The organism is Dickeya dadantii NCPPB 898 (assembly GCF_000406145.1).
Taxonomy (GTDB): domain Bacteria; phylum Pseudomonadota; class Gammaproteobacteria; order Enterobacterales; family Enterobacteriaceae; genus Dickeya; species Dickeya dadantii.
This window is the reverse complement of record NZ_CM001976.1, coordinates 4,125,240-4,150,445: the sequence shown is the minus strand read 5'-3', so window position 1 is coordinate 4,150,445 and position 25,206 is coordinate 4,125,240. Positions and strand designations below refer to the sequence as shown.

Sequence of the window (25,206 nt, the reverse complement as noted above, 5' to 3'; positions counted from 1 at the left end):
AGGCAAAGCTGCTACATCGAGTGAGCTGGAACGGATAAAACCGGCCTGATAAAGAGAAAAGCCTGCTATCCGGCCTGCGTGTCAGCAGATCCGTACGTTTTTTCCGCTTGCTGTTCCATGTGCAATCGGCCGGGTTTTCATGTACATTTGTGGATATCTTTTCTTTGCCTTTTTGAGCTAACACATTGATTACTATGTTTTATGTTCGACAGGCAACTGTTCAATCCGATCTGGAGTAAAGCATGTCCTCTCGTAAAGAACTTGCCAATGCTATCCGTGCGTTGAGTATGGATGGCGTGCAGAAGGCCAAATCTGGTCATCCGGGCGCACCGATGGGTATGGCGGATATCGCCGAAGTACTGTGGCGTGACCACCTGAACCACAACCCGGCCAACCCGCACTGGGCCAACCGCGACCGCTTCGTGCTGTCCAACGGCCATGCATCCATGCTGATCTACAGCCTGCTGCACCTGACCGGTTACGATCTGCCGATCGAAGAACTGAAAAACTTCCGCCAGCTGCACTCCAGAACGCCGGGCCACCCGGAAGTGGGTTATACGCCGGGCGTGGAAACCACCACCGGTCCGCTGGGTCAGGGGATTGCCAACGCCGTGGGCATGGCTATTGCCGAGCGCACGCTGGCGGCGCAGTTCAACCGTCCTGGTCATGACATCGTTGACCACCACACCTATGTGTTCCTGGGTGACGGCTGCATGATGGAAGGGATTTCCCATGAAGTTTGTTCACTGGCCGGGACCCTGAAACTGGGCAAACTGGTCGCCTTCTACGATGACAACGGTATTTCCATCGACGGTCATATCGAAGGCTGGTTCACCGATGATACCGCTGCTCGTTTCGAAGCCTATGGTTGGCATGTGGTGCGCGGTATTGACGGCCACGACGCCGACGCTATCCAGCGCGCCATCAAAGAAGCGCAGAGCGTGACCGACAAACCGTCGCTGCTGCTGTGCAAAACCGTGATCGGTTTCGGTTCGCCGAACAAAGCCGGTACCCATGATTCCCACGGCGCGCCGTTGGGCGACGCCGAAGTGGCCGCCACCCGCGAACAACTGGGCTGGAAATACGGTCCGTTTGAAATCCCGGCCGATATTTACGCCGCCTGGGATGCCCGCAAAGCCGGTCAGAGCAAAGAAGCGGCCTGGCAACAGGCGTTCAACGCTTACGCCAGCGCTTATCCGGAACTGGCTGCCGAATTCACCCGTCGCGTGAGCGGCGAACTGCCGGCCAACTGGCAGGCGGAGTCGGCCAAGGTTATCGAACAACTGCAGGCTAACCCGGCCAAGATCGCCAGCCGTAAAGCCTCGCAGAACGCGCTGGAAGCCTATGGCAAACTGCTGCCGGAATTCCTGGGCGGTTCCGCCGACCTGGCGCCGAGCAACCTGACTATCTGGTCCGGTTCCAAATCGCTGAATGAAGACCCGGCGGGCAACTACATTCACTACGGCGTGCGCGAATTCGGCATGACCGCTATCGCCAACGGTATCTCGCTGCACGGCGGCTTCGTGCCGTACACCGCCACCTTCCTGATGTTCGTCGAATATGCCCGTAACGCGGTGCGTATGGCGGCGCTGATGAAAGTGCGCAGCATTTATGTCTACACCCATGACTCCATCGGTCTGGGCGAAGACGGCCCGACCCACCAGCCGGTGGAACAGCTGGCCAGCCTGCGTGTAACGCCGAACATGAGCACCTGGCGCCCGGCGGATCAGGTAGAAACCGCGGTGGCCTGGAAATACGCCATTGAGCGTAAAGACGGCCCGACCGCGCTGATTCTGTCTCGTCAGAATCTGGCGCAGCAGGAGCGTACCGCTCAGCAGCTGGCGGACGTCGCCAAAGGCGCCTACGTGCTGAAAGACAGCGGCGGCCAGCCGCAGCTGATTCTGATCGCGACCGGTTCCGAAGTCGAGCTGGCGGTTGCCGCCTGGCAGAAGCTGACCGACGAAGGCGTCAAGGCGCGCGTGGTGTCCATGCCGTCTACCGATGCGTTCGACAAACAAGACGCGGCCTACCGTGAAGCGGTGCTGCCGTCTGCTGTGGCTGCCCGTGTGGCGATCGAAGCCAGCATCGCTGACTACTGGTACAAATATGTGGGTCTGAATGGCGCGATTGTCGGTATGCAAAGCTTTGGCGAATCCGCGCCGGCAGAAAAACTGTTCGACGTGTTTGGTTTCACCACCGACAACGTAGTAGCGAAGGCGAAAGCGCTGCTGAAATAAGCACATCGCTTCGTTAGCCTCTCTTGCAAGGCCGGGATCGTCTCCCGGCCTTTTTTGATCTCGTCAGTTTTTAGGTAGCAAACCGTGCGGTAATTTTTTGACGCAGATCACTCTTCTGGCATCCACCCTGTCGCCATATTTCCTTTGACCGGCAATTCGTTTATGCTAGCTGAAGCGTTTCAGTTGTTGGTGTGACAGCGTTTGGCGGTCAGAATCCTGGCGGATCCGATTGGCGGCACACCGCGCGCAACAAGCGGTTTATTCCTGACGACGTACTGATTATTCTATGATGCGCGATGCTTTTATCACTACACAGGGAATTTCATGACAATCCGTATTGCGATAAACGGTTTTGGTCGCATAGGTCGTAGCGTACTGCGCGCGCTGTATGAGTCCGGCCGGCGAGCTGAAATCGCGGTGGTGGCGATAAATGAGCTGGCTAACGCCGAAGGGATTGCCCACCTGCTTAAGTACGACAGCAGTCATGGCCGTTTTTCGTGGGATGTGCGTCAGGAATGCGATCGCTTGTCGGTAGGGGATGACACTATCCGCCTGCTGCATGAGCCGGACCTTCGTTCCCTGCCGTGGGGGGAGCTCGGCGTAGACATTGTGCTGGATTGCAGCGGCGTCTACGGTAGCCGCGCCGATGGCGAAGCCCACATGGCGGCGGGAGCGAAAAAAGTATTGTTCTCCCATCCCGGCGCGCCGGATCTCGACGCCACCATCGTGTACGGCGTCAACCATCCGGATTTGCAGCCGGCTCACCGGCTGGTGTCCAACGCCTCCTGCACCACCAACTGCATTATTCCGATTATCAAGCTGCTGGACGATGCGTACGGCATCGAAAGCGGCACCGTCACCACGATCCATGCGTCGATGAACGATCAACCGGTGATTGACGCTTATCACCATGATCTTCGGCGTACCCGCGCGGCCAGTCAGTCGATCATTCCGGTGGACACCAAACTGGCGGTGGGGATTACCCGTTTCTTTCCGAAATTTGAAGACCGTTTTGAGGCGATTTCGGTGCGGGTGCCGACCATCAATGTGACGGCCATTGACCTGAGCGTCAGTGTGAAAAACGCGGTAAACGTAAGTGAAATCAATACGCTGTTTCGTCAATCAGCGCAGAATACATTTCGTGGTATAGTTGACTATACCGATTTGCCGTTGGTTTCCGTAGATTTCAACCATGACCCGCATAGCGCGATTGTCGATGGAACGCAAACCCGGGTCAGCGGAGGGCATCTGATCAAGACGCTGGTCTGGTGCGATAACGAATGGGGCTTTGCCAACCGAATGTTGGACACAACTCGGGCGATGGCGGCCTGCGGTTTCTGATAGGCGGCGCCGGGATACCGACGCCTCACTCAAGCGACTTTAAAGAGAATCAACAAGAGGATTCACCATGGCTGTAATTAAGATGACCGACTTGGATCTGGCTGGCAAACGCGTGCTGATCCGTGCGGATCTGAACGTGCCGGTTAAAGATGGCAAAGTGACGTCTGACGCCCGCATCCGTGCTTCCCTGCCGACCATTGAAATCGCCCTGAAGCAGGGTGCCCGCGTGATGGTGACATCCCACCTGGGCCGCCCGACCGAAGGCGAGTACAACGAAGAATTCTCCCTGCTGCCGGTAGTGAACTACCTGAAAGATCGCCTGTCTTCACCGGTACGTCTGGCGAAAGACTACTTGGAAGGCGTCGACGTGGCGGAAGGCGAACTGGTGGTGCTGGAAAACGTCCGCTTCAACAAAGGCGAGAAGAAAGACGACGAAGTGCTGTCCAAAAAATACGCCGCGCTGTGCGACGTGTTCGTGATGGATGCGTTCGGTACCGCGCACCGCGCCCAGGCTTCGACCCACGGTGTGGGCAAGTTCGCGCCGATCGCCTGCGCCGGTCCGCTGCTGTCCGACGAACTGGAAGCATTGGGCAAAGCGCTGGGCAACCCGGCCCGTCCGATGGTGGCTATCGTTGGCGGTTCCAAAGTGTCCACCAAACTGACCGTGCTGGACTCACTGTCCAAAATCGCCGACCAGCTGATCGTCGGCGGTGGTATCGCCAACACCTTCGTAGCGGCTCAGGGTCATAACGTCGGTAAATCGCTGTATGAAGCGGAACTGATTCCGGAAGCGAAAAAACTGCTGGAAACCTGCGATATCCCGGTACCAAGCGATGTTCGCGTGGCTACGGAATTCTCCGAAACTGCTACCGCGACATTGAAATCCGTTGCCGCCATTAAAGATGATGAACAGATTCTGGACCTGGGCGATGTGTCCGCAGAGCGTCTGGCCGATATTCTGAAAAACGCCAAAACCATTCTGTGGAATGGCCCGGTCGGCGTATTCGAATTCCCGAACTTCCGCAAAGGTACGGAAATCATCGCTAATGCCATCGCCAACAGCGACGCGTTCTCCATCGCGGGCGGCGGCGATACGCTGGCGGCGATCGATCTGTTCGGCATTGCCGACAAGATTTCCTATATTTCTACCGGTGGCGGTGCGTTCCTGGAGTTTGTGGAAGGCAAAAAACTGCCGGCGGTGGTCATGCTGGAAGAGCGTGCTCGTCAGTAAGCGTTTTCAATCAGTTATCTGAAGCGGGCATGTTTCCCGCTTCCGGTTGCCCGGCCGCCGGCCGGGCAACCAGCAGGTAAATCGTGCAGTAAATCGGAATGATGTCGGCACAATCGCGGTTATGTCGACAATGTAGTAACAGACAAATCTCTAACCCTCCACGGCCAACGAAACAGGACACGTGACATGTCTAAAATCTTTGATTTCGTAAAACCTGGTGTCATCACGGGTGATGACGTTCAGAAAGTATTCGCAATTGCCAAAGAAAACCACTTTGCATTGCCGGCGGTTAACTGTGTCGGTACCGACTCTATTAACGCCGTTCTGGAAGCCGCAGCCAAAGTGCGCGCGCCGGTAATCGTTCAGTTCTCCAACGGCGGCGCTGTGTTTACCGCGGGTAAAGGTCTGAAAGCTGAAGGTCAGCAGGCGGCAATTCTGGGTGCGATTTCTGGCGCTCACCATGTACATCAGCTGGCTGAGCATTATGGCGTGCCGGTGATTCTGCACACCGACCATTGCGCGAAGAAACTGCTGCCGTGGCTGGACGGCCTGCTGGACGCCGGCGAGAAGCACTATGCCGCTACCGGTAAACCGCTGTTCTCTTCCCACATGATCGACCTGTCTGAAGAATCTCTGGAAGAAAACATCGAGATTTGCAGCAAGTATCTGGCGCGTATGGCCAAACTGGACATGACCCTGGAAATCGAACTGGGTTGCACCGGCGGTGAAGAAGACGGCGTGGACAACAGCCACCTGGACAACTCTGCGCTGTATACCCAGCCGGAAGACGTAGCTTACGCCTACGAAAAACTGAACGCCATCAGCCCGCGTTTCACCATCGCGGCGTCCTTCGGCAACGTACACGGCGTGTACAAGCCGGGTAACGTTCAGCTGACGCCGAAAATCCTGCGCAACTCTCAGGAATTCGTGTCCAAGAAATTCAACCTGCCGCACAACAGCCTGGACTTCGTGTTCCACGGCGGTTCCGGTTCTTCTGCGGAAGAAATCGCTGAAGCGGTCAGCTACGGCGTGGTGAAGATGAACATCGACACCGACACCCAGTGGGCGACCTGGGAAGGCATCCTGAACTACTACAAGAAAAACGAAGGCTATCTGCAGGGCCAACTGGGCAACCCGGAAGGCAGCGACAAGCCGAACAAGAAATACTATGACCCGCGTGTCTGGCTGCGTGCCGGTCAGGCGAGCATGGTAGCTCGTCTGGAAAAAGCGTTTAAAGAACTGAACGCGATCGACGTACTGTAATTTTCTCAGTATGGTTTGACGAAGGCTCCTGCGGGAGCCTTAATTTTATCTGCGCACAGATAACGCGAATAACGCTAACAGGAGCGAACAGATGGAAGAACTCAACGTAGCCGAAAGCATGGGTCGTCTGCAGTCATGGCTGGTGAATAACCAACATATCTTGTTGCAGTACGGGGTGAATATCGTCGCCTCGCTGGTGATCCTGTGCGTCGGGATGGTTGTCGCCCGCATTATGTCGAACACGATGAGCCGGCTGATGGTGGCTCGCGGTATCGACGTCACGGTGGCGGATTTTCTGTCCGCACTGGTGCGCTACGGCATTATTGCTTTCACGCTGATCGCGGCGTTAAGCCGGGTCGGGGTACAGACTGCGTCGGTCATCGCCGTATTGGGCGCCGCCGGCCTGGCGGTTGGTCTGGCGTTGCAAGGCTCACTGTCGAACTTTGCCGCCGGGGTGCTGCTGGTGGTGTTCCGGCCGTTTCGTACCGGCGAGTCGGTGGATCTGGGTGGCGTCGCCGGTACGGTGACGCAGGTGCAGATTTTTTCCACCACGCTGCTGACGGCCGACGGCAAGGTGATTGTGGTGCCGAATGGCAAGATTATCGCCGGCAACATCATCAATAGCTCCCGTGAACCGGATCGCCGTACCGAAATTATTGTCGGCGTGGCGTATGACGCGGATATCGATGTGGTGAAAACCGTGCTGGGAGACATTGTAGCGGCGGATACGCGCATCCAGCAGGATAAGGGCGTCACCATTCGTTTGAATGAAATGGGCGCCTCCTCGCTCAATTTCGTGGTTCGGGTCTGGACCAGCAACGGCGATGCGGCGGCGGTGTACTGGGATCTGCTGGAAAGCTTCAAACGGGCGCTGGATGAGCACCGTATCGGCATTCCTTACCCGCAGATGGACGTGCACCTGCATCATGGCGCTTCCTCTGCGCAGACCGGCTCTCAGAGCGCGCCTACGCTGTAATAACATGTCTCCGGTCGGCGTCTATGGCGGCGCGGAGGCGGTTTCCTCTATTGCATCACATAAAATGCTGTTTCATGATGGTCCTCGTCCCGTCAGAGTTTGATGTCCTGGCGGGCGTAATGAGAGGAAGATCAGACGTGATAAATGAACGTAGCATTGATGACGAGGGAAAGGCGGAAAAGCCGCTGGGGAGTCAAAGCCTGTTTCGCGGTTTACAGTTGATCGAAATACTGAGTGATTACCCTAATGGGTGCCCGCTGGCGCGGATTGCCGAGTTGTCCGGCATGAACAAAAGCACTGTCCACCGTTTGTTGCAAGGGCTGGCCGGGTGCGGCTATGTCGCGCCGGCGCGACAGCCGGGCAGCTATCGCCTGACCACCAAGTTCATCGCTATCGGCCAGAAGGCGCTCTCGTCGCTGAATGTGTTGCATGTGGCGGCGCCGCACCTTGAAGAACTCAACCTGACGGTGGGTGAAACCGTTAATTTTTCAACGCGTGAAGACGACCACGCGATCCTGATTTACAAGCTGGAACCCACCACCGGTATGATGCGTACCCGTGCGTATATCGGCCAGCATATGTCTTTGCACAGTTCGGCGATGGGCAAGATTTTCATGGCCTATGGCGCAGAAGATTACCCGGCCGAATACTGGCATACCCACCGGGACGACATTCGTCCCCTGACCGACAATACCATCATCGAACTGGCAAGCATGGAGCGGGAACTGGCGGAGATTCGCCGTCAGGGTCTGGCAATGGATCGGGAAGAGAATGAACTGGGCGTTTCCTGCATTTCCGCCCCGGTGTTTGATATCCAGCACCGGGTGGTTTATGCCGTTTCCATTTCGCTGTCGATGGCGCGTTTACAGCAGATCGGCATTGACGCGTTGGTCGCGCCGTTGCAGGAAACCGCCCGGAACATTTCCCACGAACTGGGATTCACGCCGTCTGCATAAGCGCCGGTCTTCATCCGGTTACGCCATACTTAACCGGTATTGGAACACGAACCGGTATTCGGACATTCGCCTATATTGAATGAAGCCTGCCCGGGGTAGGCTTTGTCATTCACTCACACGCAAAGGGGATAACGTGAAGCTGAAAGTTCTGGCACTGACCACCTTGCTTGGTATTGGTCTGTCGTCGATGACGGTTCAGGCCGGCAATGAATTACCCAGCGGGCCGCACATCGTGACGTCCGGCGCCGCCAGCGTCGATGCAACGCCGGATATCGCCCGGCTGGCGATAGAAGTCAGCGTTTCATCCAAGGATGTGGCCGACGCCAAAAAGCAGGTGGATGAACGGGTCGCGCAATACTTTGCTTTTCTTGATAAAAGCGGTATCGACAAGAAAGACATTAATGCCGCCAACCTGCGCACGCAGCCGGAGTACGACTACCTGAAAAACGGCGGTTCGGTGCTGAAAGGCTACCGGGCGATTCGTCAGGTGGAGGTGACATTACGCCAACTGGACAAACTCAACGAATTGCTGGACGGCGCGCTCAAGTCCGGTCTTAACGAGATTCGGGCGGTGGAACTGGGGGTATCCAATCCGGACGTCTACCGCGAGCAGGCGCGCAAAAAGGCGATAGAGCAGGCGACGCAGCAGGCGCAGTCGCTGGCTAGCGGATTTAACGCCGCGCTGGGGCCTGTCTACAGCATCCGCTATCACGTCGCCAACTATCAACCCGTGCCGGTTGCCCGCATGTTCAAAACCGCCGATATGGTGGCGCAAAGCGAGGTCTCTCAGACCTACGAACAACAGACCATTCACTTTGACGATCAGGTGGATGTGGTGTTTGAACTGCAACGCGCGCCCTGAAACAGACTGAACGGGCGCGGTTTTTAACGTCAGGACTGGCGCAGAACCTGATGCCCGTGCGTGAGCAGAGCGTCAGTGACCTGCCGCATCATCCGGCTTTCCGGCGCGAAACGATGCCAGTACAGCATGCGGCGCTGGAACAGCCCCGGCGTCAGGTCGATCAGCTCGCCGTTGGCCAGTTCTCTTTCGATTTGCAAATGAGGGATCATACAGCAGGTGGTACCCTGCCGAGCCAGCTGTACGAAGGCTTCGGACGAGTTAACGATGTGGCAGGGTACGCTGCCGGGCGGCAGGTCGAAGTTCTGCTGCAAAAACGCCTGATGCATGTCATCCAGATGGTCGAACGCCACCACCGGCGCACGCAGCAACGCGGAGCGGGTCACGCCGTTCGGGAAGTAACGGTTGGCGAATCCCGGCGACGCGACGAACAGATAGTCCAGCGCGCCCAGCTTATCCACCAGACAGCTTGGCAACGGCTGAGGCTGAATACTCACCGCGCCCACCACTTCGCCCCGACGCAGGCGTTCCTGGGTGCGGGTTTCATCTTCCACCTGCAGATTCAGCCGGATCGGCGAATCCACCAGCACCGGTTGCAGCGCGGGCAGCAGCCAGGTCGCCAGGCTGTCGGCGTTGACCGCCAGCGACAGCAGCAGCGGCGTTTCACTGCTGTTTTCGTTGCCCAGCCACTCTTCTTCCAGTAATTCCACCTGATGCAGCAGCGCCAGCAGCTTCTGCCCTTGCTCGGTCGGACGCGGCGGAATCGTTCTCACCAGCAGCGGCTGACCGAACAGATTCTCCAGCTGTTTGATACGTTGCGAGACGGCGGACTGCGTAATACAGAGTTTTTGTGCGGCGCGTTCAAAGCCTCGCTCACGGATCACGGCGTCCAGCGCCTGAAGGGTGCGATAGTCCGGGCGTTTCATGAAGGTGAAGATTCCTTTGCGTAAAAACCATTTCGGCAATATGCCACATTTTTGTGATGCACCGCCGAAAAAAATCGCCTGACTCGGCGCGCGGAGGCTGAAATATTGCCGCGGTCAGGGCACAACCCTCTGCTTTTGAGCATGCCATGCCCTATAATACGCACACGTTTTCGTAGCTACAGGCACAAGCACACCATGACGCAGGATGAACTGAAAAAAGCCGTTGGCTGGGCCGCACTCGACTATGTTCGCCCCGGTACTATTGTTGGCGTGGGGACCGGCTCTACCGCCGCCCACTTTATTGATGCGCTGGCTTCAGTCAAGCATCAGATCGAAGGCGCCGTCTCCAGTTCGGACGCCTCTACCGCCAGGCTCAAAAGCCTGGGAATTCCGGTCTTTGACTGCAATGACGTGGATGTGCTCGATGTCTACGTGGATGGCGCGGATGAAATCAACCCGCACATGCAGATGATCAAAGGCGGCGGCGCGGCGCTGACCCGGGAAAAAATCGTAGCGGCGATCGCCCGTCAGTTCGTGTGTATTGTCGATGCGTCCAAACAGGTGGATGTGCTGGGGCGTTTCCCGCTGCCGGTGGAAGTGATTCCGATGGCGCGCGCCTACGTGGCCCGTGAGCTGGTCAAGCTGGGCGGGCAGCCGGTATATCGTGACGGTGTGGTTACCGACAACGGCAATATCATTCTGGATGTGCACAACATGGATCTGTCCGATGCGGTGGCGATGGAAAATCGTATCAATGGTCTTGCCGGCGTGGTGACGGTGGGGTTGTTCGCTAATCGCGGCGCGGACGTCGCGCTGGTGGGCACGTCCGACGGGGTGAAAACGGTTCGCCTGAAATAAATCGTTGTTGTTTCTTGCCCGTATCCGGTGACGCTAACGGCGGCCGGATTTTTTTATCTAAAAAATCCGGCTAGGGTTAACGGCTCATTTTTGGTACTTAATATCAGTTTTTCTTATTTCGCATCATCCCTGTGTGGTCCTGCTGGTGGTTGGCAGTATTTTTTGTCGTGAAACCCTTCGGGTGAGGTGGCGCGAAAAAACGGGCAGGCAATCGTTTGTATTGCCGCTTGCGTATTTTTTGTTATGTTTGCAGAGACCGGTTTGCAAACCGTTATATCTGAAGTCTGAAAATAAGGTCGGGAAATGGCAAAGGTATCACTGGAAAAAGACAAGATTAAGTTTCTGCTGCTGGAGGGTGTACACCCGAACGCGCTGGAGAATCTGCGCGCCGCAGGTTATACCAATATTGAATACCATAAGGGGGCGCTTGACCCGGAAGCGCTGAAAGCATCGATTCGTGATGCGCACTTTGTGGGAATTCGATCGCGCACGCATCTGACGGAAGAGATTTTCGCCGCCGCCGAGAAACTGGTGGCCGTCGGCTGTTTCTGCATCGGTACCAATCAGGTTGAACTGTCGGCAGCGACCAAGCGCGGTGTCCCAGTCTTCAACGCGCCTTTTTCCAATACCCGTTCCGTGGCCGAATTGGTGATCGGCGAGTTGCTGCTGCTGCTGCGCGGCATTCCGACCGCCAACGCCAAAGCTCACCGTGGTATCTGGCACAAGCAGGCGGTTGGCTGCTTTGAAGCGCGCGGCAAGAAACTGGGCATCATTGGTTACGGTCACATCGGTACCCAACTGGGTATTCTGGCCGAAAGCCTGGGGATGCACGTCTATTTCTACGATATCGAAAGCAAATTGCCGCTGGGCAACGCCCAACAGGTACGTCATTTATCCGACCTGCTGAACATGAGCGATGTGGTCAGCCTGCATGTGCCGGAAACCGACAGTACCCAGAATATGATCGGCGCCGACGAACTGGCGCTGATGAAGCCGGGTTCTATCCTGATCAACGCGTCGCGCGGCACCGTGGTGGACATTCCGGCGCTGAGCAATGCGCTTGCCAGCAAGCACCTCTCCGGCGCAGCTATCGACGTGTTCCCGCAGGAGCCGGCGACCAATAGCGATCCGTTCCTGTCGCCGCTGTGCGAGTTCGATAACGTGCTCCTGACGCCGCATATCGGCGGTTCTACTGAAGAAGCGCAGGAGAACATCGGTGATGAAGTGGCCGGTAAACTGGTGAAGTATTCCGACAATGGTTCCACACTGTCTGCCGTCAACTTCCCGGAAGTGTCGTTGCCGACGCACAGCGACCGCGCCAGCCGTCTGCTGCACATCCATGAAAACCGTCCGGGTATCATGACGCAGATTAACCACATTTTTGCCGAGCAGGGCATCAACATCGCGGCGCAGTACCTGCAGACCAGCCCGGAAATCGGTTATGTGGTGATTGATGTGGAAACCGACGGCGCCGACACCGCGCTGCAACTGATGAAATCCATCCCCGGCACCATTCGCGCTCGTTTGTTGTACTGAGTATGGGGGCAAGCCGGTTGTAACCGATAATTCGGCTTAATGAGGAAGCCAGCCCACCGGGCTGGCTTTTTTTATGCCGGTTTATTTTATGTTGGTTTATTTCATGTTGTTTTAACTACAGCGTGATCACCACTTTGCCGCGCATATGACCGGCCAGTACGGCATCGTGCGCTTGTTTCAGTGTGGTGGTGGTCAGCCCGTTCAACGTTTGGCTGAGGGTGCCCTGCAATTCGCCGCTATCCACCCGTTGCGCCACCTCACGCAGGATTTCGCCCTGACGCGCGATGTCCGGCGTAGTGAACATGCTGCGGGTAAACATGAATTCCCAGTGTAGCGCAGCGCTTTTTAGCTTGAGTTGGTTCTGGTCCAGCGGCCGGGTGTTTTCCACGATGGTGCAAATGTGTCCCAGCGGTGCGATTAACCGACTGATGGCATCCCAGTGGCCGTCGGTATCATTCAGGCAGAAAATATAATCGACCTGCTCAATGTTCTGCTTTTTCAATTCATCCTCCAGATGGCGGTAATCCACCACCAGATGAGCGCCTCGATCACGACACCATTGCGCGGAGTCGGGACGGGAAGCGGTAGCGATGATCGTCGCCTCGCTGCGCTGTGCCGCCAAAGAAATGGCTAGCGAGCCGACGCCGCCGGCGCCGCCGATAATCAGCAGCGTTTTGCCTTTAGCCGCGTGCTGGATGTTCAGATGCTCGAATAATCCTTCCCAAGCGGTCAGGGCCGTCAGCGGCAGCGCGGCTGCTTCAGCCCAGTTCAGCGTGGCAGGTTTATGCGCGGCGATACGCGCATCGATCAGTTGGTGCGTGCTGTTGCTGCCGGGGCGCGTGATATCGCCTGCATACCAGATTTCGTCCCCCGCTTTGAAACCGCTCACCGCTGAACCGGTTTTGATAACGACGCCGCTGGCGTCCCAGCCAAGAATGCGCGGATGTTGCAGGCCGTCCCGACGCAACCCGGCATGAACTTTAGTGTCGACCGGGTTAACCGATACCGCTTTTACGGCCACCAACAGGTCGTGTTCGCCGGGGTGTGGTAATTCGGCGGTGATTTCTATGAAGTTCTCGGGTTGTTTGGGGTCAACGGCTATCGCTTTTACTGTCATGATGAGTTTTTCCATTGTTACGTGTTGGACTGCATAACAGTGTAGAACCTGTCGATAGTGCTGATAAGATGGACAATTACTAACGAAGTGTTCGACTATGAAGAACAATCATGTTCAAACAATTACAGGATATGGCGCTGTTCGCGCTGGTGGCGGAATGCGGCAGTTTTACCGAAGCCGCCAGACAGGCGGGCATAGCCAAGTCGAGCCTCAGCCTGCGCATCAGTCAACTGGAGCAGTCGTTGGGGCTACGGCTGTTTAACCGCACCACTCGCAAGCTCAATCTGACCTTTGCCGGCGAACGTTATCTGGTGCATTGCCGGGAGATGCGGCAAGCCAGTGAACGCGCCGAGATGGCGATGCAGCACTTGCGCGATAATCCCAGTGGGCGTTTGCGGATCACCAGTCCGGCCGGGTTGGGGGCCACCCTGCTGGCGCGCCTGACCGCGGAGTTTCAGTTGCGCTTTCCGGCGGTTTCGCTGGATGTCGTTGTTGCCGATCGGGTCATCGATTTGGTGGACGAAGGGTTTGACGCCGCGCTGCGCACCGGCAAGCCGCAGGATTCTTCCCTGATTGGCCGTTCGCTGGGGCAGGTGCCGCATTATCTGGTCGCTTCGGCTGGGTATCTGGCGGGTTCCGAGCCGATCGCACACCCGCGTGAATTGCAGTCGCACCGCTGTATTGCGCATCGAGCCTGGCCGGAGTGGGGGTTTCATCATGAAGCGGAATATTTCCTCTGGCGGCTACCGCAATCGCATATTACCGATAATTTGCTGTATGCCCGAGCCTGCGCGCTGGCCGGCGGCGGCATTACGCTGTTGCCGGCGTTCCTGTGCCGCGAACAACTGGACAGCGGCGAGCTGGTCTGCTTGCTGCCCGGATGGCGGGCGGATAGCAACGATCTCTATCTGATTTATCCCGGACGCAAACTGAATTCACCCGCCCTTAACTGCTTTATTGATTTTGCTCTGAGTTTTGAGGCATTGCGTGATTATTCTTTTCGTTAAGTGATATCTCGTTCTCCACGGAACCGAAGATCCGATCGCGCGTTATTACACGCCGTCCTGCCAGAGAACGTTATTGTTTACCTTAATGGTTTCAACCTTAATGATTTCAAACCTTGTGTTTTCTGGCGGCAAACGCGGTTTTTTCGGTTTATATCCCTGCTACTTATGGATGACTCAGCCGGAAAAAGGAACCTGACCGTTTCTGTTGACCACTTATCCGTAGAGCATGCTACAGTCATCACGGTTTTTCTTTTTTAAAGAAACAACAATGCAATTAAAATAAAATGTTGTTTTGTTTTCCTGCTCCAGTGTGACGTCTGTTGTCTTTATGGGAACTGATGTGCAGTGTTCGGTGTTTGTCAGGAAATAGTGAATGGCGCAAAGCTATACGTGCTTCTGCTGCTGACGCGGTGGAAGTGATCAGCATCTTGTAGTGAAAGTGAGAAATCGGAATGGCAGAACAAAAAGGGAATATCTCTTCTATAAACAACATTCGTCTTGTGACACTCTTTATCACGCTGTTAACCATTATTCTGATTCTATTTGCTCTCTCAATTGGTACTGCCAGTTATTTTCTCAAACAGAGTAATGCCTCTCTGGGCCGGGCTAATCTGGTGTCTGAGATCCGTGCCGGGGTCAGCAGCAGCATGGACAATTTCCGCGTTTCCCGCCAACTGCTGGTGCAGGCGGTGGCGTCATCACGTATTGGTGATAAGGATTCCTACAGTCAGGCTTTCAATGAAGGCATGGAACGCATCAAAAGCTCCCAGAAGCGCTTTGATGATTATATGGCCCGTACTGATAAGTCGGATGAAGAGAAGGCGCTGGATGCCGAGCTGACCGCCAACTACACCGCCTATCGGGATAAAGTGATGGTGCCGATGGTGGAGTTTGTGCGTAACGGCGAATTCGAAAGCACTATTGAACTGGAAACCACGCTGGCGCGCCAGCTGGATACCAATTACGCCATGCAGGTACGAAAGGAAGTGAAATACCTGACGGAACATGCGAACAGTATTAATGCGCTGGCCTCTGATAATGCTCGTCTGGGAAATATCCTGATGGGCGCGTCGTTTATTCTGTCGATTCTGCTGGCGGCGTTGACTTATCTGGTAATCCGCCGGGCGATTCTGGTGCCGGTCAATGTACTGATTACCCGCATCCAGAAAATTGCGCAGGGCGACCTGACGCAGCCCGCTGAAAATATGGGGCGTAACGAAATCGGTATTCTGGGCCAAAACCTGCAGCACATGCAGGAGTCGTTGACCAACACCGTGACCGTGGTTCGTGAAGGCGCGGACTCTATTTATCAGGGCGCTTCCGAAATCAGCGCCGGCAACGTCGATCTTTCTTCCCGCACTGAACAACAAGCGGCAGCGCTGGAGCAGACGGCGGCCAGCATGGAGGAACTGACCTCCACGGTGAAACAGAACTCGGATAACGCCAATCATGCCAGCCAGCTGGCGCGCAATGCCTCCGGCAAGGCGGAGCAGGGCGGTAATATCGTTCAGGATGTGGTGAAAACCATGGGAGATATTTCGTCCAGCTCGAGGAAAATCTCTGAAATCACCAGTGTTATCAATAGTATCGCTTTCCAGACTAATATTCTGGCACTGAACGCCGCCGTAGAGGCTGCCCGTGCTGGCGAGCAGGGCCGGGGTTTCGCGGTGGTTGCCGGAGAAGTACGCAGTCTGGCGCAACGTAGCGCGCAGGCGGCGAAAGAAATCGAATCGCTGATTGGCGAATCCGGCAGGCTGGTGGATACCGGTTCGGAACTGGTAGCCAAAGCCGGGAATACGATGGAAGAGATTGTGAAAGCGGTGGTCAGCGTGACGGATATCATGGGGGAAATCGCTTCCGCCTCTGATGAGCAAAGCCGGGGCATCGGTCAGGTGAATCAGGCCGTGCTGGAGATGGAAGGGACAACCCAGCAGAACGCCGCGCTGGTGCAGGAGGCTTCGGCCGCCGCCGTCTCGCTGGAATCACAGGCTGAACGTTTGACCCAGGCGGTGGCGGTCTTCAAGCTGAGCCACCGCAGGGACAGTGAGCCGGTTCGCGTCTCGCTGCCATCCCGGCCGACCGCACAGCCGGTCCCGGCGGTAGCCGCTATTGGCGCAGGCAGAGTAAGCCGTAACGACCAGAACTGGGAAACGTTCTGATTGCGGTGATGTGTGGTGGAGGTGGGGTGTGGTGGATCAGGTCACACATCTGATTGGATAAAATGCGATCGCATGAAAAAGGATTACCACCTCTCCAGGAGGTGGTTTAAGACTGACGTTGAAGACTGAAAATGAAAAAGCCCGCCGATTTGGCGGGCTTTTGCTGTCACGGCATTTTTACTGTGACAGGTATACGGGACGCAAATGTCACGCCATTTTCTTGTACTTGATACGGTGTGGTTCCAGCGCTTCCGCACCCAGCGTACGTTTTTTGTACTCTTCGTATTCTGTGAAGTTGCCTTCAAAGAATTCCACCTTGCCTTCATCCTGATAGTCGATGATGTGGGTGGCGATACGGTCCAGGAACCAACGGTCATGGGAAATCACCATGGCGCAGCCAGGGAATTCCAGCAGGGCGTTTTCCAGCGCGCGCAGGGTTTCGATATCCAGGTCGTTGGTCGGTTCGTCAAGCAGCAGCATGTTGCCGCCAACCTGCAGCAGTTTTGCCAGGTGCACGCGGCCACGTTCGCCGCCGGAGAGCTCCCCGATACGTTTGCCCTGATCGACGCCTTTGAAGTTGAAACGGCCGACATAGGCGCGGCTCGGGATCTCGAAATTGCCGATACGCATGATGTCCTGACCGCCTGAAACTTCTTCCCATACGGTCTTGCTGCCGTCCATCTTGTCACGGAACTGATCTACCGACGCCAGTTGCACCGTTTCGCCCAGCGAGATGGTGCCGGAATCCGGTTGTTCCTGAGCGGACAACATACGGAACAGGGTCGATTTACCGGCGCCGTTGGGGCCGATAATACCGACGATGGAGCCTTTCGGAATGGCGAACGACAGGTTATCAATCAGCACCCGGTCACCGTAGGATTTGGTGAGGTTCTGCACTTCCAGCACTTTGTCGCCAAGGCGAGGGCCAGGTGGAATGAACAGTTCGCTGGTTTCGTTGCGTTTCTGGTACTCGACGCTGTTGAGTTCGTCGAAGCGAGCCAGACGCGCTTTGCCTTTGGCCTGACGGCCTTTGGGATTCTGACGCACCCACTCCAGCTCTTTCTCGATGGATTTGCGACGAGCGGCTTCGGTGGAGGCTTCCTGTGCAAGACGCTGGTCTTTCTGTTCCAGCCAGGACGAGTAGTTGCCTTCCCACGGAATCCCTTCGCCGCGGTCCAGTTCCAGAATCCAGCCGGCAACGTTGTCGAGGAAGTAACGGTCATGGGTGATGGCGACCACGGTGCCTTCGTAGTCGTGCAGGAAACGCTCCAGCCAGGCGACCGATTCCGCATCCAGGTGGTTAGTGGGTTCGTCGAGCAGCAGCATGTCCGGTTTTTCCAGCAACAGGCGGCAGATGGCGACACGGCGGCGTTCGCCCCCGGAGAGGTTGGCGATTTTCGCTTCCCACGGTGGCAGACGCAGCGCATCGGCGGCCCGCTCCAGCTGGTTATCGAGATTGTGACCGTCCTGGGCCTGGATAATTGATTCCAGTTCTCCCTGTTCTTTCGCCAGCTTGTCGAAGTCGGCGTTCGGGTCAGCGTAGGCGGCATAAACTTCGTCCAGACGAGTCAGCGCGCGTTTCACGTCGCTGACCGCCTCTTCAACCGCTTCGCGGACGGTATGTTCCAGATTTAACTGGGGTTCCTGAGGCAGGTAGCCGATTTTTATCCCCGGCTGCGGGCGGGCTTCACCTTCGATGTCTTTATCGATCCCCGCCATGATGCGCAGCAGGGTGGATTTACCCGCCCCGTTCAGACCCAGCACGCCGATTTTGGCGCCCGGGAAAAAGCTGAGGGAAATATTTTTCAGGATATGACGCTTCGGCGGAACAACCTTGCCGACGCGGTGCATGGTGTAAACGTATTGAGCCACGTTGCTCTGAGCCTCTTTCTGTCCAGTTTAGCGTTATGCCATTAAAAGCATGGCGCCTGTAGGGGCATGATACCGGAAGAGCGCTGACGCCCCACCGGCAAAAGGAATTTACTGTTGACGGAGTTTAGCTGTTTTCGCTGCGTGATCCCAGCCATCCCGTCATCGTGTTGCTGACTCTGCGAGGCAGCTTCCATCCACGATGGAACCACTGAGACGGATATCAGCCGAAACTGCGGGCGTTCTGGTAAAAGGATGTTAACGCAGCGAATTTCGTTCTGTTTTACGCTGCTTTCGGCGTATCGTTGCCGGGCAGGATATGCCACACTGATTTAGTTTGAAAAAACCAACGTTAGTCGATGGAATGCGGTCGTCATGGGTATAGGGCGATGTATGGCGCGATGGTCGTGAGCGTTGATGGCGGCGTTCGGCGGGTAATGGCGGAAACGATAACGAGTGAGGTCAGGGCAGTTATGTTCAAATTAGGGTATTGGCGCTATATGGCCGCCGCACTGTGTCTTATTGGGGTATCGTGCCAGGCGCTGGCGGATTCGCTGGATGAGCAGCGACAGCGTTATCAGCAAATAAAGTCCGCGTGGGATAATAACCAGATGGATGTGGTTTCCCAGTTAATGCCAACGCTACGCGATTACCCGCTTTACCCTTATCTGGAATACCGGGCGCTGACGCAGGATTTGTCGACGGTCAGCGAGGCTCAGGTCAAACAGTTTATGGCTTCGCATCCGACGCTGCCTGCGGTGCATACGCTCAATAACAGTTTTATCAATGAACTGGCTCGTCGTCAGGACTGGAATGGACTGCTGGTGTTCAGTCCAGAACAACCCAAGCCAGTCGCTTCTCTATGCAACTACTTGTATGCCAAAGTCATGGTGGGCCAGCAGCAAGGCGTCTGGGAACAAACCCGCGATATCTGGCTGACCGGCCGTTCATTGCCGCCGACCTGCGACAAGCTATTTTCAGCCTGGCAGCAGCAGGGCGGGTTGACATCGCTCATGGTCCTTGAGCGGATGCGACTGGCGATAGATGCGGGCAGCGCAGGTCTGGTTAATCATCTTTCCAGACAATTGCCGGCGGATTACAAGACCATCACCGATGCGTTGCTGAGATTGCAAAGCAACCCTAAAACTATCGAGCGCTTCGCCCGCTCTGTCGGCCCGACGGATTTTACCCGAAGAGCAGTATTATCGGCGTTCAGCCGCATTGCCCGCCAGGAGCCGGATGAGGCGCGGGCGTTACTGCCGCAGCTGATTCGCCTGCAGAAAATTCGCCCGCAGGAGCGCCAGAGCATGGAGGATGACATCGCCTGGCGCTTGATGGGCAGCGATACCACCGATGAACAGGCTCGTTGGCGCGATGCCGTAATTCTGCGCAGCGCCTCGGCGCCGTTGCTGGAGCGGCGTGTTCGCATGGCGCTGGGGCAGGGGGACAGGCCCGGGCTGAAGCAGTGGATAGCGCGCTTGCCGGCCGATGTGCAGCAAAAGGATGAATGGCGTTACTGGCGTGCGATACTGCTTATCGAACAAGGGCAGAAGCAGGAAGGCGAGACACAACTGCGCGAACTGATGTCGATTCGAGGTTTTTACCCGATGGCCGCCGCGCAGAAGCTTAATGTGAACTATCCACTGACCATTATGATTGCCGCCAAGCCGGAGCGCTCGATTGGGCAGCTACCGGAAGTGGCGCGGGTACGCGAACTGATGTTCTGGGGACTGGAAAGCCTCGCTCGTTCCGAGTGGGCGGGGCTGGTGGCCAGCCGGGATCGTCCGCAGCAGGAAGCGCTGGCGCGTTTTGCGTTTGAACAGCATTGGTATGACCTGAGCGTTCAGGCCACGATTGTGGCGAAACTCTGGGACAACCTGGAAGAGCGCTTCCCGCTGGCATGGAATGACGATTTCCGCCGGGCGACGCAAGGCAAGGGCATCAGCCAGAGTTATGCGATGGCGATTGCCCGTCAGGAAAGCGCCTGGAACCCGCAAGCGCGTTCCGCTGTGGGGGCGGCCGGCCTGATGCAGTTGATGCCGGCCACCGCGCAGCACACCGCCGAAATGTTTAATATCGCCAGCTATAGCAACAGTAGCCAGCTGCTGGATCCGCAGATGAATATCCAGCTTGGCACCAGTTATCTGGATTATGTTTATCAGTCGTTCGGCCAGAACCGTATTCTGGCATCCGCTGCTTACAATGCCGGTCCATCGCGGGTGACTAACTGGCTGAAGGACAGCGATGGTCGGATTGACGCCATCGCGTTTGTGGAAAGTATTCCGTTTTCCGAGACGCGGGGATACGTCAAAAATGTACTGGCATATGACGTTTTCTACCGTAGCCTGATGCAACAGCGCCCGACAACGTTGCTGATGGACAACGAGTGGCAGCGGCGTTACTAACAACTGTCAGCGGGGATTGCCTGAGATACGCATTTCCCGCCTTACGCGGATGAAAATACGCGAGTGAAGATACGCAGATGAAGAAAGATTTCATCATGCGAGTAGTCATTACCTTACGCCCGTCTCGCTAAGGCGGGTGTTTATCCTATTTTTTACGCTTTTTTTCGTTATGAAGAGTATGTTATGCTGGTGTACTAGTTTAATAGTATGGTGCCCGTTATGACATCACCTTCACTTCATGATCCGGTATTTTCCGAACAAGACGATGAAAACTGGCAGGCGTTTGTCAGCCTGTTCCAACAGGCGATGGCGGAAGGGTTGGAACAACCGCTGCTGCAACTGCTGTTAACTCCAGATGAGAGAACCGCGCTGGGAACCCGGGTACGTATTATTCAGGAATTGATGCGCGGCGAGATGAGCCAGCGTGAACTAAAAAATGAGCTGGGCGCGGGCATTGCGACCATCACCCGAGGTTCCAACAGCCTCAAATCCGCCCCGACCAGGCTGAAAGTCTGGCTGGAGGAACAATTGCTACCAGAGCTACCAGAGAAGAAGGACTAGCGTTCGGAAGCGATCAAACCGGCACATGAATCGGGTGCTGATAAACCGGATTATGAAACGGCACCAGCGCCAGCAGCAACGCCTGATAATACACGCTGGTTCTCGACAGTTTGCCATCCGTGAAGACGCCAATCGCGCCGCCCTGACGTTTGATATCCTGAATGCCGGTGAGCCGGGCCATTTCATCGCCTAGCTCGCGGCCTTCACCAATTCCCTGCAGAATGCTTTCCGGTAATACCAGGCTGGCTGAACGGGATTCACCGCGGATGACCGCATTTTCAATCACCATCCAGGCGAACGTCATGCTTTCTTCAATGCCGGCTTCCACGCCTACCCAGAAATCGGCTTCCGGACGGACCTGTCGCGCCCTCATCACACGATTCCTGGCGCCCGTGCGGGTTTCGACGGAACCTAGCGGTTGACTGGGGACCCCGCTATCCACATCAACCCCTTCGATGCGGCAATTATCCACACCAAAAACGTCGGCAAATGCTAAAGTGATGGCGTTAATCTTGGCCGGGTTGGTCGTAGAAGCGACAACATGGTACATAATGTTTCCCTACCTTGTAGTTAATTTGACGCAGTATAACGGAAAAAAATCATGTTACAGGTATATCTTGTTCGCCATGGTGAAACAGAGTGGAACGTGGCGCGGCGCATTCAGGGGCAGTCGGACAGTCCGCTGACCCTGGGTGGCGAGCATCAGGCCCGGCTGGTTGCTGAAAGGGTAAAGAAGCTGGGAATTACCCATATTTTTACCAGCGATCTGGGGCGCACCCGTCGCACTGCCGACATCATCTCGCAGGCTTGCGGAAACTGCCCTGTTATCATGGAGCCCTCTCTGAGAGAGCTGAACATGGGCGTGCTGGAAGAAAGGCTGATTGATTCGCTAAGCCCTGAAGAAGAGCGCTGGCGTAAACAGTTGGTGGATGGCACCCGCGATGGCCGAATTCCCGACGGCGAGTCTATGTCGGAACTGGCTCTGCGTATGCAACGCGTATTGACAAAGTGTCTGGCGCTGCCGGAAGGCAGCCGTCCACTGCTGGTGAGTCACGGTATTGCGCTGGGCTGTTTGCTGAGTACGTTACTGGGATTACCGGCCTGGGCGGAGCGTCGCCTGCGGCTGCGCAACTGTTCATTGTCTCGCGTCGATTATCAACAGAGCCCCTGGCTGGCGCCCGGATGGATAGTGGAAACCGCCGGAGACATCTCCCATCTTGACGCTCCGGCATTGGATGAATTGCAGCGTTAACGCTGAATTGGAATCAGGTATTCGCAGCGGATGATTTTGGGCGGTTCGGTTTCTTTGTGGCCTTTGGGGTAAAAGCGTTCAGCATCAAAACCTTTGCGACGGGTCAGTTTATAGGTCGGCAGGCAGGTGTCGTACAGGGTAATAATGAAATCCTGCAAATCATCCGCCGGGCCTTCGTAGATAAACATCGCATAGTCGCCGCTCGGCAATACTGCCGGTTCGCCAGGATGAACGCCTTCCGGAACATGATGCGGCTCTAGCGCGGTGGTATACAGCACTTCATGTTCATCATCCTTCTCCTTGCTTGGACGAGAATGGTGCAGACCATATAACACCGGCGGTACCTGTTTGGCCTCTCCCAGATATTGTCGCCAGAAATGGACGCGTATTTCGGTACGAAAACAGGTAATTTGCTCCAGGTTGCAGGTATAGCTCTGGGTCAGACCAACCAACTGCGTTTCCGGCAAGGTGATGAATTGCGGTTGCGGCATGGTAAAGGCGCCAAGACGAATCGGTGGATGGATACCGAAGGTATTCCAGTCATCCGACCGACGATAGGACGCCGGGGTCTGGGCAAACTGCTTTTTGAACGCCCGAGTGAACGTCTGTTGCGAATCGAAACGGTACTGCAAGGCGATATCAAGAATCGGGCGACTGGTCAGACACAGTGCGACAGCCGCTTTGGTGAGCCGACGGGCACGAATGTATGAACCGATGGCATGACCCGTTACGTCCTTGAACATTCTCTGCAAATGCCACTTGGAATAGCCGGCCTTGGCTGCGACATTATCCAGCGATAAAGGCTGGTCAAGATGACCCTCCAGCCAGTTGAGCAGGTCACGTATGATACTGGCTTGATCCATAGATCGTCCTCATAGAACACACCGAGAGCTAAGCGTATAAGCCCGGCATAATAGCAACTTTTTTCCTGGGGCACTTACCAAGATTTTTGTGCCTTATGTATAAAGAATCTGATTAACATAGGCTGCTAAAGAAATCTATCCGACAAACGGTCTTTGAACCACAGAAACTACGCCATGGCGGCGACAAAGTGAGAGAAAGGCAATGATGAAAAGACGAATTGTTTTGATGGCTGCGGTTCTGCTCTGCGGTGTAACGTCGGTCTGGGCTGAGGAAATCGGCTCTGTGGATACGGTCTTTAAGCTGTTGGGGCCGGACCACAAAATCATCGTGGAAGCGTTTGACGATCCGGATGTGACAAACGTGACCTGCTATCTGAGCCGAGCCAAAACCGGCGGCATCAAGGGGGGGCTTGGCCTGGCGGAGGATACGTCGGATGCCGCCATTTCTTGTCAGCAGGTGGGGCCGATTACTCTGAGCGACAAGATTACCGGCAGCAAGGGAAAAGGTAGCGTGGTGTTTCAGCAGCGCACGTCGCTGATTTTCAAGAAACTGCAGGTGGTGCGTTTTTACGATGCGAAACGCAATGCGCTGGTTTACCTGACCTATTCCGATCGTCTGGTGGAAGGGTCGCCGAAAAATGCGCTCAGCGCGGTGCCTATTCTGCCCTGGAGCAAGTAACGGCTGTCTATCCCAGAAATAAAAAGATCGCAGAAATAAAGCAGAAATAAAGAAGCCGGGGTAGACCCGGCTTTTTTACGTACTGGCGCATGATAAGCGCGCTGAGAATCAGTCTTCCAGATCGCCGCAGAAGCGATAACCTTCGCCGTGAATAGTGGCGATGATTTCCGGCGTATCGGCGGTGGATTCGAAATGTTTGCGGATACGACGAATGGTAACGTCGACCGTGCGGTCATGCGGTTTCAACTCGCGGCCGGTCATTTTCTTCAGCAGCTCGGCACGGGACTGGATTTTTCCAGGGTTCTCGCAGAAGTGCAGCATGGCGCGGAATTCGCTGCGCGGCAGTTTGTACTGCTCGCCGTTCGGGCTGACCAGCGAGCGGCTGTTGATATCCAGTTCCCAGCCGTTGAAGCGGTAGCTTTCCACCAGACGACGCTCTTCGGTGCCGCCGCCCAGATTCATGGTGCGGGACAGCAGATTGCGTGCGCGGATGGTCAGTTCACGTGGGTTGAACGGTTTGGTGATATAGTCGTCCGCGCCGATTTCCAGGCCCAGGATTTTGTCGACTTCGTTATCGCGTCCGGTCAGGAACATCAGCGCCACGCTCGCCTGCTCTCGCAGTTCACGCGCCAGCAACAAACCATTCTTGCCCGGCAGGTTGATGTCCATAATGACCAGATTGATGTCATGTTCAGACAGGATGTTATGCATCTCGGCGCCGTCGGTGGCTTCGTGAACAACGTATCCCTCGGCCTCAAAAATACTTTTGAGGGTGTTACGAGTTACCAACTCGTCTTCTACAATAAGAATGTGGGGGGTCTGCATGTTTGCTACCTAAAATTGCCAACTAATATAGAGATTCGAAAGTACAGAAGTCCTGGTTCTCTCGGGCGCTTTGGGAAATCGTGTTCACCGTTTTTTCGCCGACTGACTCAAGTACGTAAATACGTTTTGAAGCACTTGTTTCCACCCGACGCGCGCCTGATAACAGGTGGCGATGAGGTTTTTCAACAGAGCTTATTGTGGCGCACAGTTTAACCTTATTAACAGCAACATAACAGTGAGCACTGATTTCGCCGACTGGCAAATCTACGGTTCCATTGACATATAT

Annotated in this window: 21 protein-coding genes; 15 read left to right on the top strand and 6 right to left on the bottom strand. The window is 55.7% G+C overall.

Translation table 11 applies throughout. The annotated features are described in order from the left end of the window. Positions 1–242: 242 nt before the first annotated feature. The 7 genes from tkt (at position 243) to DDA898_RS18560 (ending at position 8,866) form a co-directional block, all read left to right on the top strand. Complete coding sequence (tkt, locus tag DDA898_RS18590) at positions 243–2,237, top strand: transketolase (RefSeq protein ID WP_013319565.1); 1,995 nt, start codon at positions 243–245, stop codon at positions 2,235–2,237. A 324-nt stretch (positions 2,238–2,561) separates the two neighbouring features. Beyond that, on the top strand, positions 2,562–3,578 hold the full coding sequence (gene epd / locus DDA898_RS18585; protein WP_013319564.1) for an erythrose-4-phosphate dehydrogenase: 1,017 nt from the start codon (positions 2,562–2,564) through the stop codon (positions 3,576–3,578). 67 nt (positions 3,579–3,645) lie between these two features. Continuing rightward, positions 3,646–4,809, top strand: coding sequence for a phosphoglycerate kinase (gene pgk / locus DDA898_RS18580; RefSeq protein WP_013319563.1), 1,164 nt, complete (start codon positions 3,646–3,648; stop codon positions 4,807–4,809). A gap of 186 nt (positions 4,810–4,995) precedes the next feature. Next, positions 4,996–6,072, top strand: a complete 1,077-nt coding sequence (gene fbaA / locus DDA898_RS18575) for a class II fructose-bisphosphate aldolase (protein WP_024107364.1) — start codon at positions 4,996–4,998, stop codon at positions 6,070–6,072. Between the two features lie 91 nt (positions 6,073–6,163). Further along, positions 6,164–7,048, top strand: coding sequence for a small-conductance mechanosensitive channel MscS (gene mscS, locus DDA898_RS18570; protein ID WP_038912004.1), 885 nt, complete (start codon positions 6,164–6,166; stop codon positions 7,046–7,048). Positions 7,049–7,167: 119 nt separating this feature from the next. After that, positions 7,168–8,004 (top strand): IclR family transcriptional regulator, encoded by an 837-nt coding sequence (locus DDA898_RS18565; RefSeq protein WP_107768385.1) that lies wholly within the window; start codon positions 7,168–7,170, stop codon positions 8,002–8,004. Positions 8,005–8,137: 133 nt separating this feature from the next. Then, a complete protein-coding gene (locus tag DDA898_RS18560) occupies positions 8,138–8,866 on the top strand; it encodes an oxidative stress defense protein (protein WP_013319559.1) in 729 nt (242 codons plus the stop codon). A 29-nt stretch (positions 8,867–8,895) separates the two neighbouring features. Here DDA898_RS18560 and DDA898_RS18555 read toward each other — a convergent pair whose 3' ends face one another. Continuing rightward, positions 8,896–9,789 carry a LysR family transcriptional regulator ArgP gene (locus DDA898_RS18555; protein ID WP_013319558.1) on the bottom strand — a complete coding sequence of 298 codons (894 nt, stop codon included), beginning with the start codon at positions 9,787–9,789 and terminating at the stop codon, positions 8,896–8,898. A 195-nt stretch (positions 9,790–9,984) separates the two neighbouring features. Between DDA898_RS18555 and rpiA the strand changes: the two genes are divergently transcribed. Then, positions 9,985–10,647, top strand: a complete 663-nt coding sequence (gene rpiA / locus DDA898_RS18550; RefSeq protein ID WP_038902135.1) for a ribose-5-phosphate isomerase RpiA — start codon at positions 9,985–9,987, stop codon at positions 10,645–10,647. A gap of 303 nt (positions 10,648–10,950) precedes the next feature. Further along, complete coding sequence (gene serA / locus DDA898_RS18545) at positions 10,951–12,183, top strand: phosphoglycerate dehydrogenase (protein ID WP_013319556.1); 1,233 nt, start codon at positions 10,951–10,953, stop codon at positions 12,181–12,183. Positions 12,184–12,298: 115 nt separating this feature from the next. Here serA and DDA898_RS18540 read toward each other — a convergent pair whose 3' ends face one another. Continuing rightward, positions 12,299–13,300, bottom strand: coding sequence for a zinc-binding alcohol dehydrogenase family protein (locus tag DDA898_RS18540; RefSeq protein WP_013319555.1), 1,002 nt, complete (start codon positions 13,298–13,300; stop codon positions 12,299–12,301). A gap of 110 nt (positions 13,301–13,410) precedes the next feature. Between DDA898_RS18540 and DDA898_RS18535 the strand changes: the two genes are divergently transcribed. Together DDA898_RS18535 and DDA898_RS18530 are read left to right on the top strand one after the other, a co-directional pair. Then, on the top strand, positions 13,411–14,307 hold the full coding sequence (locus tag DDA898_RS18535; protein ID WP_038902134.1) for a LysR family transcriptional regulator: 897 nt from the start codon (positions 13,411–13,413) through the stop codon (positions 14,305–14,307). A gap of 452 nt (positions 14,308–14,759) precedes the next feature. Next, positions 14,760–16,466 (top strand): methyl-accepting chemotaxis protein, encoded by a 1,707-nt coding sequence (locus DDA898_RS18530; RefSeq protein ID WP_038912003.1) that lies wholly within the window; start codon positions 14,760–14,762, stop codon positions 16,464–16,466. A 207-nt stretch (positions 16,467–16,673) separates the two neighbouring features. On the opposite strand, the gene ettA is transcribed toward DDA898_RS18530, so the two are convergent. After that, positions 16,674–18,338 carry an energy-dependent translational throttle protein EttA gene (ettA, locus tag DDA898_RS18525; RefSeq protein ID WP_013319552.1) on the bottom strand — a complete coding sequence of 555 codons (1,665 nt, stop codon included), beginning with the start codon at positions 18,336–18,338 and terminating at the stop codon, positions 16,674–16,676. Between the two features lie 470 nt (positions 18,339–18,808). Here ettA and sltY point away from each other — a divergent pair, with 470 nt between their 5' ends. Further along, on the top strand, positions 18,809–20,740 hold the full coding sequence (gene sltY / locus DDA898_RS18520) for a murein transglycosylase (RefSeq protein WP_038912002.1): 1,932 nt from the start codon (positions 18,809–18,811) through the stop codon (positions 20,738–20,740). A gap of 219 nt (positions 20,741–20,959) precedes the next feature. Continuing rightward, positions 20,960–21,301: a trp operon repressor gene (gene trpR, locus DDA898_RS18515; protein WP_013319549.1), complete on the top strand. Its 342-nt coding sequence runs from the start codon at positions 20,960–20,962 to the stop codon at positions 21,299–21,301. Between the two features lie 13 nt (positions 21,302–21,314). Here trpR and yjjX read toward each other — a convergent pair whose 3' ends face one another. Then, on the bottom strand, positions 21,315–21,851 hold the full coding sequence (gene yjjX, locus DDA898_RS18510; protein ID WP_013319548.1) for an inosine/xanthosine triphosphatase: 537 nt from the start codon (positions 21,849–21,851) through the stop codon (positions 21,315–21,317). Between the two features lie 51 nt (positions 21,852–21,902). On the opposite strand from yjjX, the gene gpmB reads away from it, so the two are divergent. Next, entirely contained in the window at positions 21,903–22,553 is a 651-nt protein-coding gene (gene gpmB / locus DDA898_RS18505) for a 2,3-diphosphoglycerate-dependent phosphoglycerate mutase GpmB (protein ID WP_013319547.1), read from the top strand. On the opposite strand, the gene robA is transcribed toward gpmB, so the two are convergent. Further along, positions 22,550–23,416 carry an MDR efflux pump AcrAB transcriptional activator RobA gene (gene robA, locus DDA898_RS18500; protein ID WP_013319546.1) on the bottom strand — a complete coding sequence of 289 codons (867 nt, stop codon included), beginning with the start codon at positions 23,414–23,416 and terminating at the stop codon, positions 22,550–22,552. The genes gpmB and robA overlap by 4 nt on opposite strands. 202 nt (positions 23,417–23,618) lie before the next feature. Here robA and creA point away from each other — a divergent pair, with 202 nt between their 5' ends. Beyond that, positions 23,619–24,095 carry a protein CreA gene (gene creA, locus DDA898_RS18495; protein WP_013319545.1) on the top strand — a complete coding sequence of 159 codons (477 nt, stop codon included), beginning with the start codon at positions 23,619–23,621 and terminating at the stop codon, positions 24,093–24,095. A 108-nt stretch (positions 24,096–24,203) separates the two neighbouring features. Here creA and arcA read toward each other — a convergent pair whose 3' ends face one another. Beyond that, positions 24,204–24,920, bottom strand: a complete 717-nt coding sequence (arcA, locus tag DDA898_RS18490) for a two-component system response regulator ArcA (RefSeq protein ID WP_012768295.1) — start codon at positions 24,918–24,920, stop codon at positions 24,204–24,206. Positions 24,921–25,206: the final 286 nt, after the last annotated feature.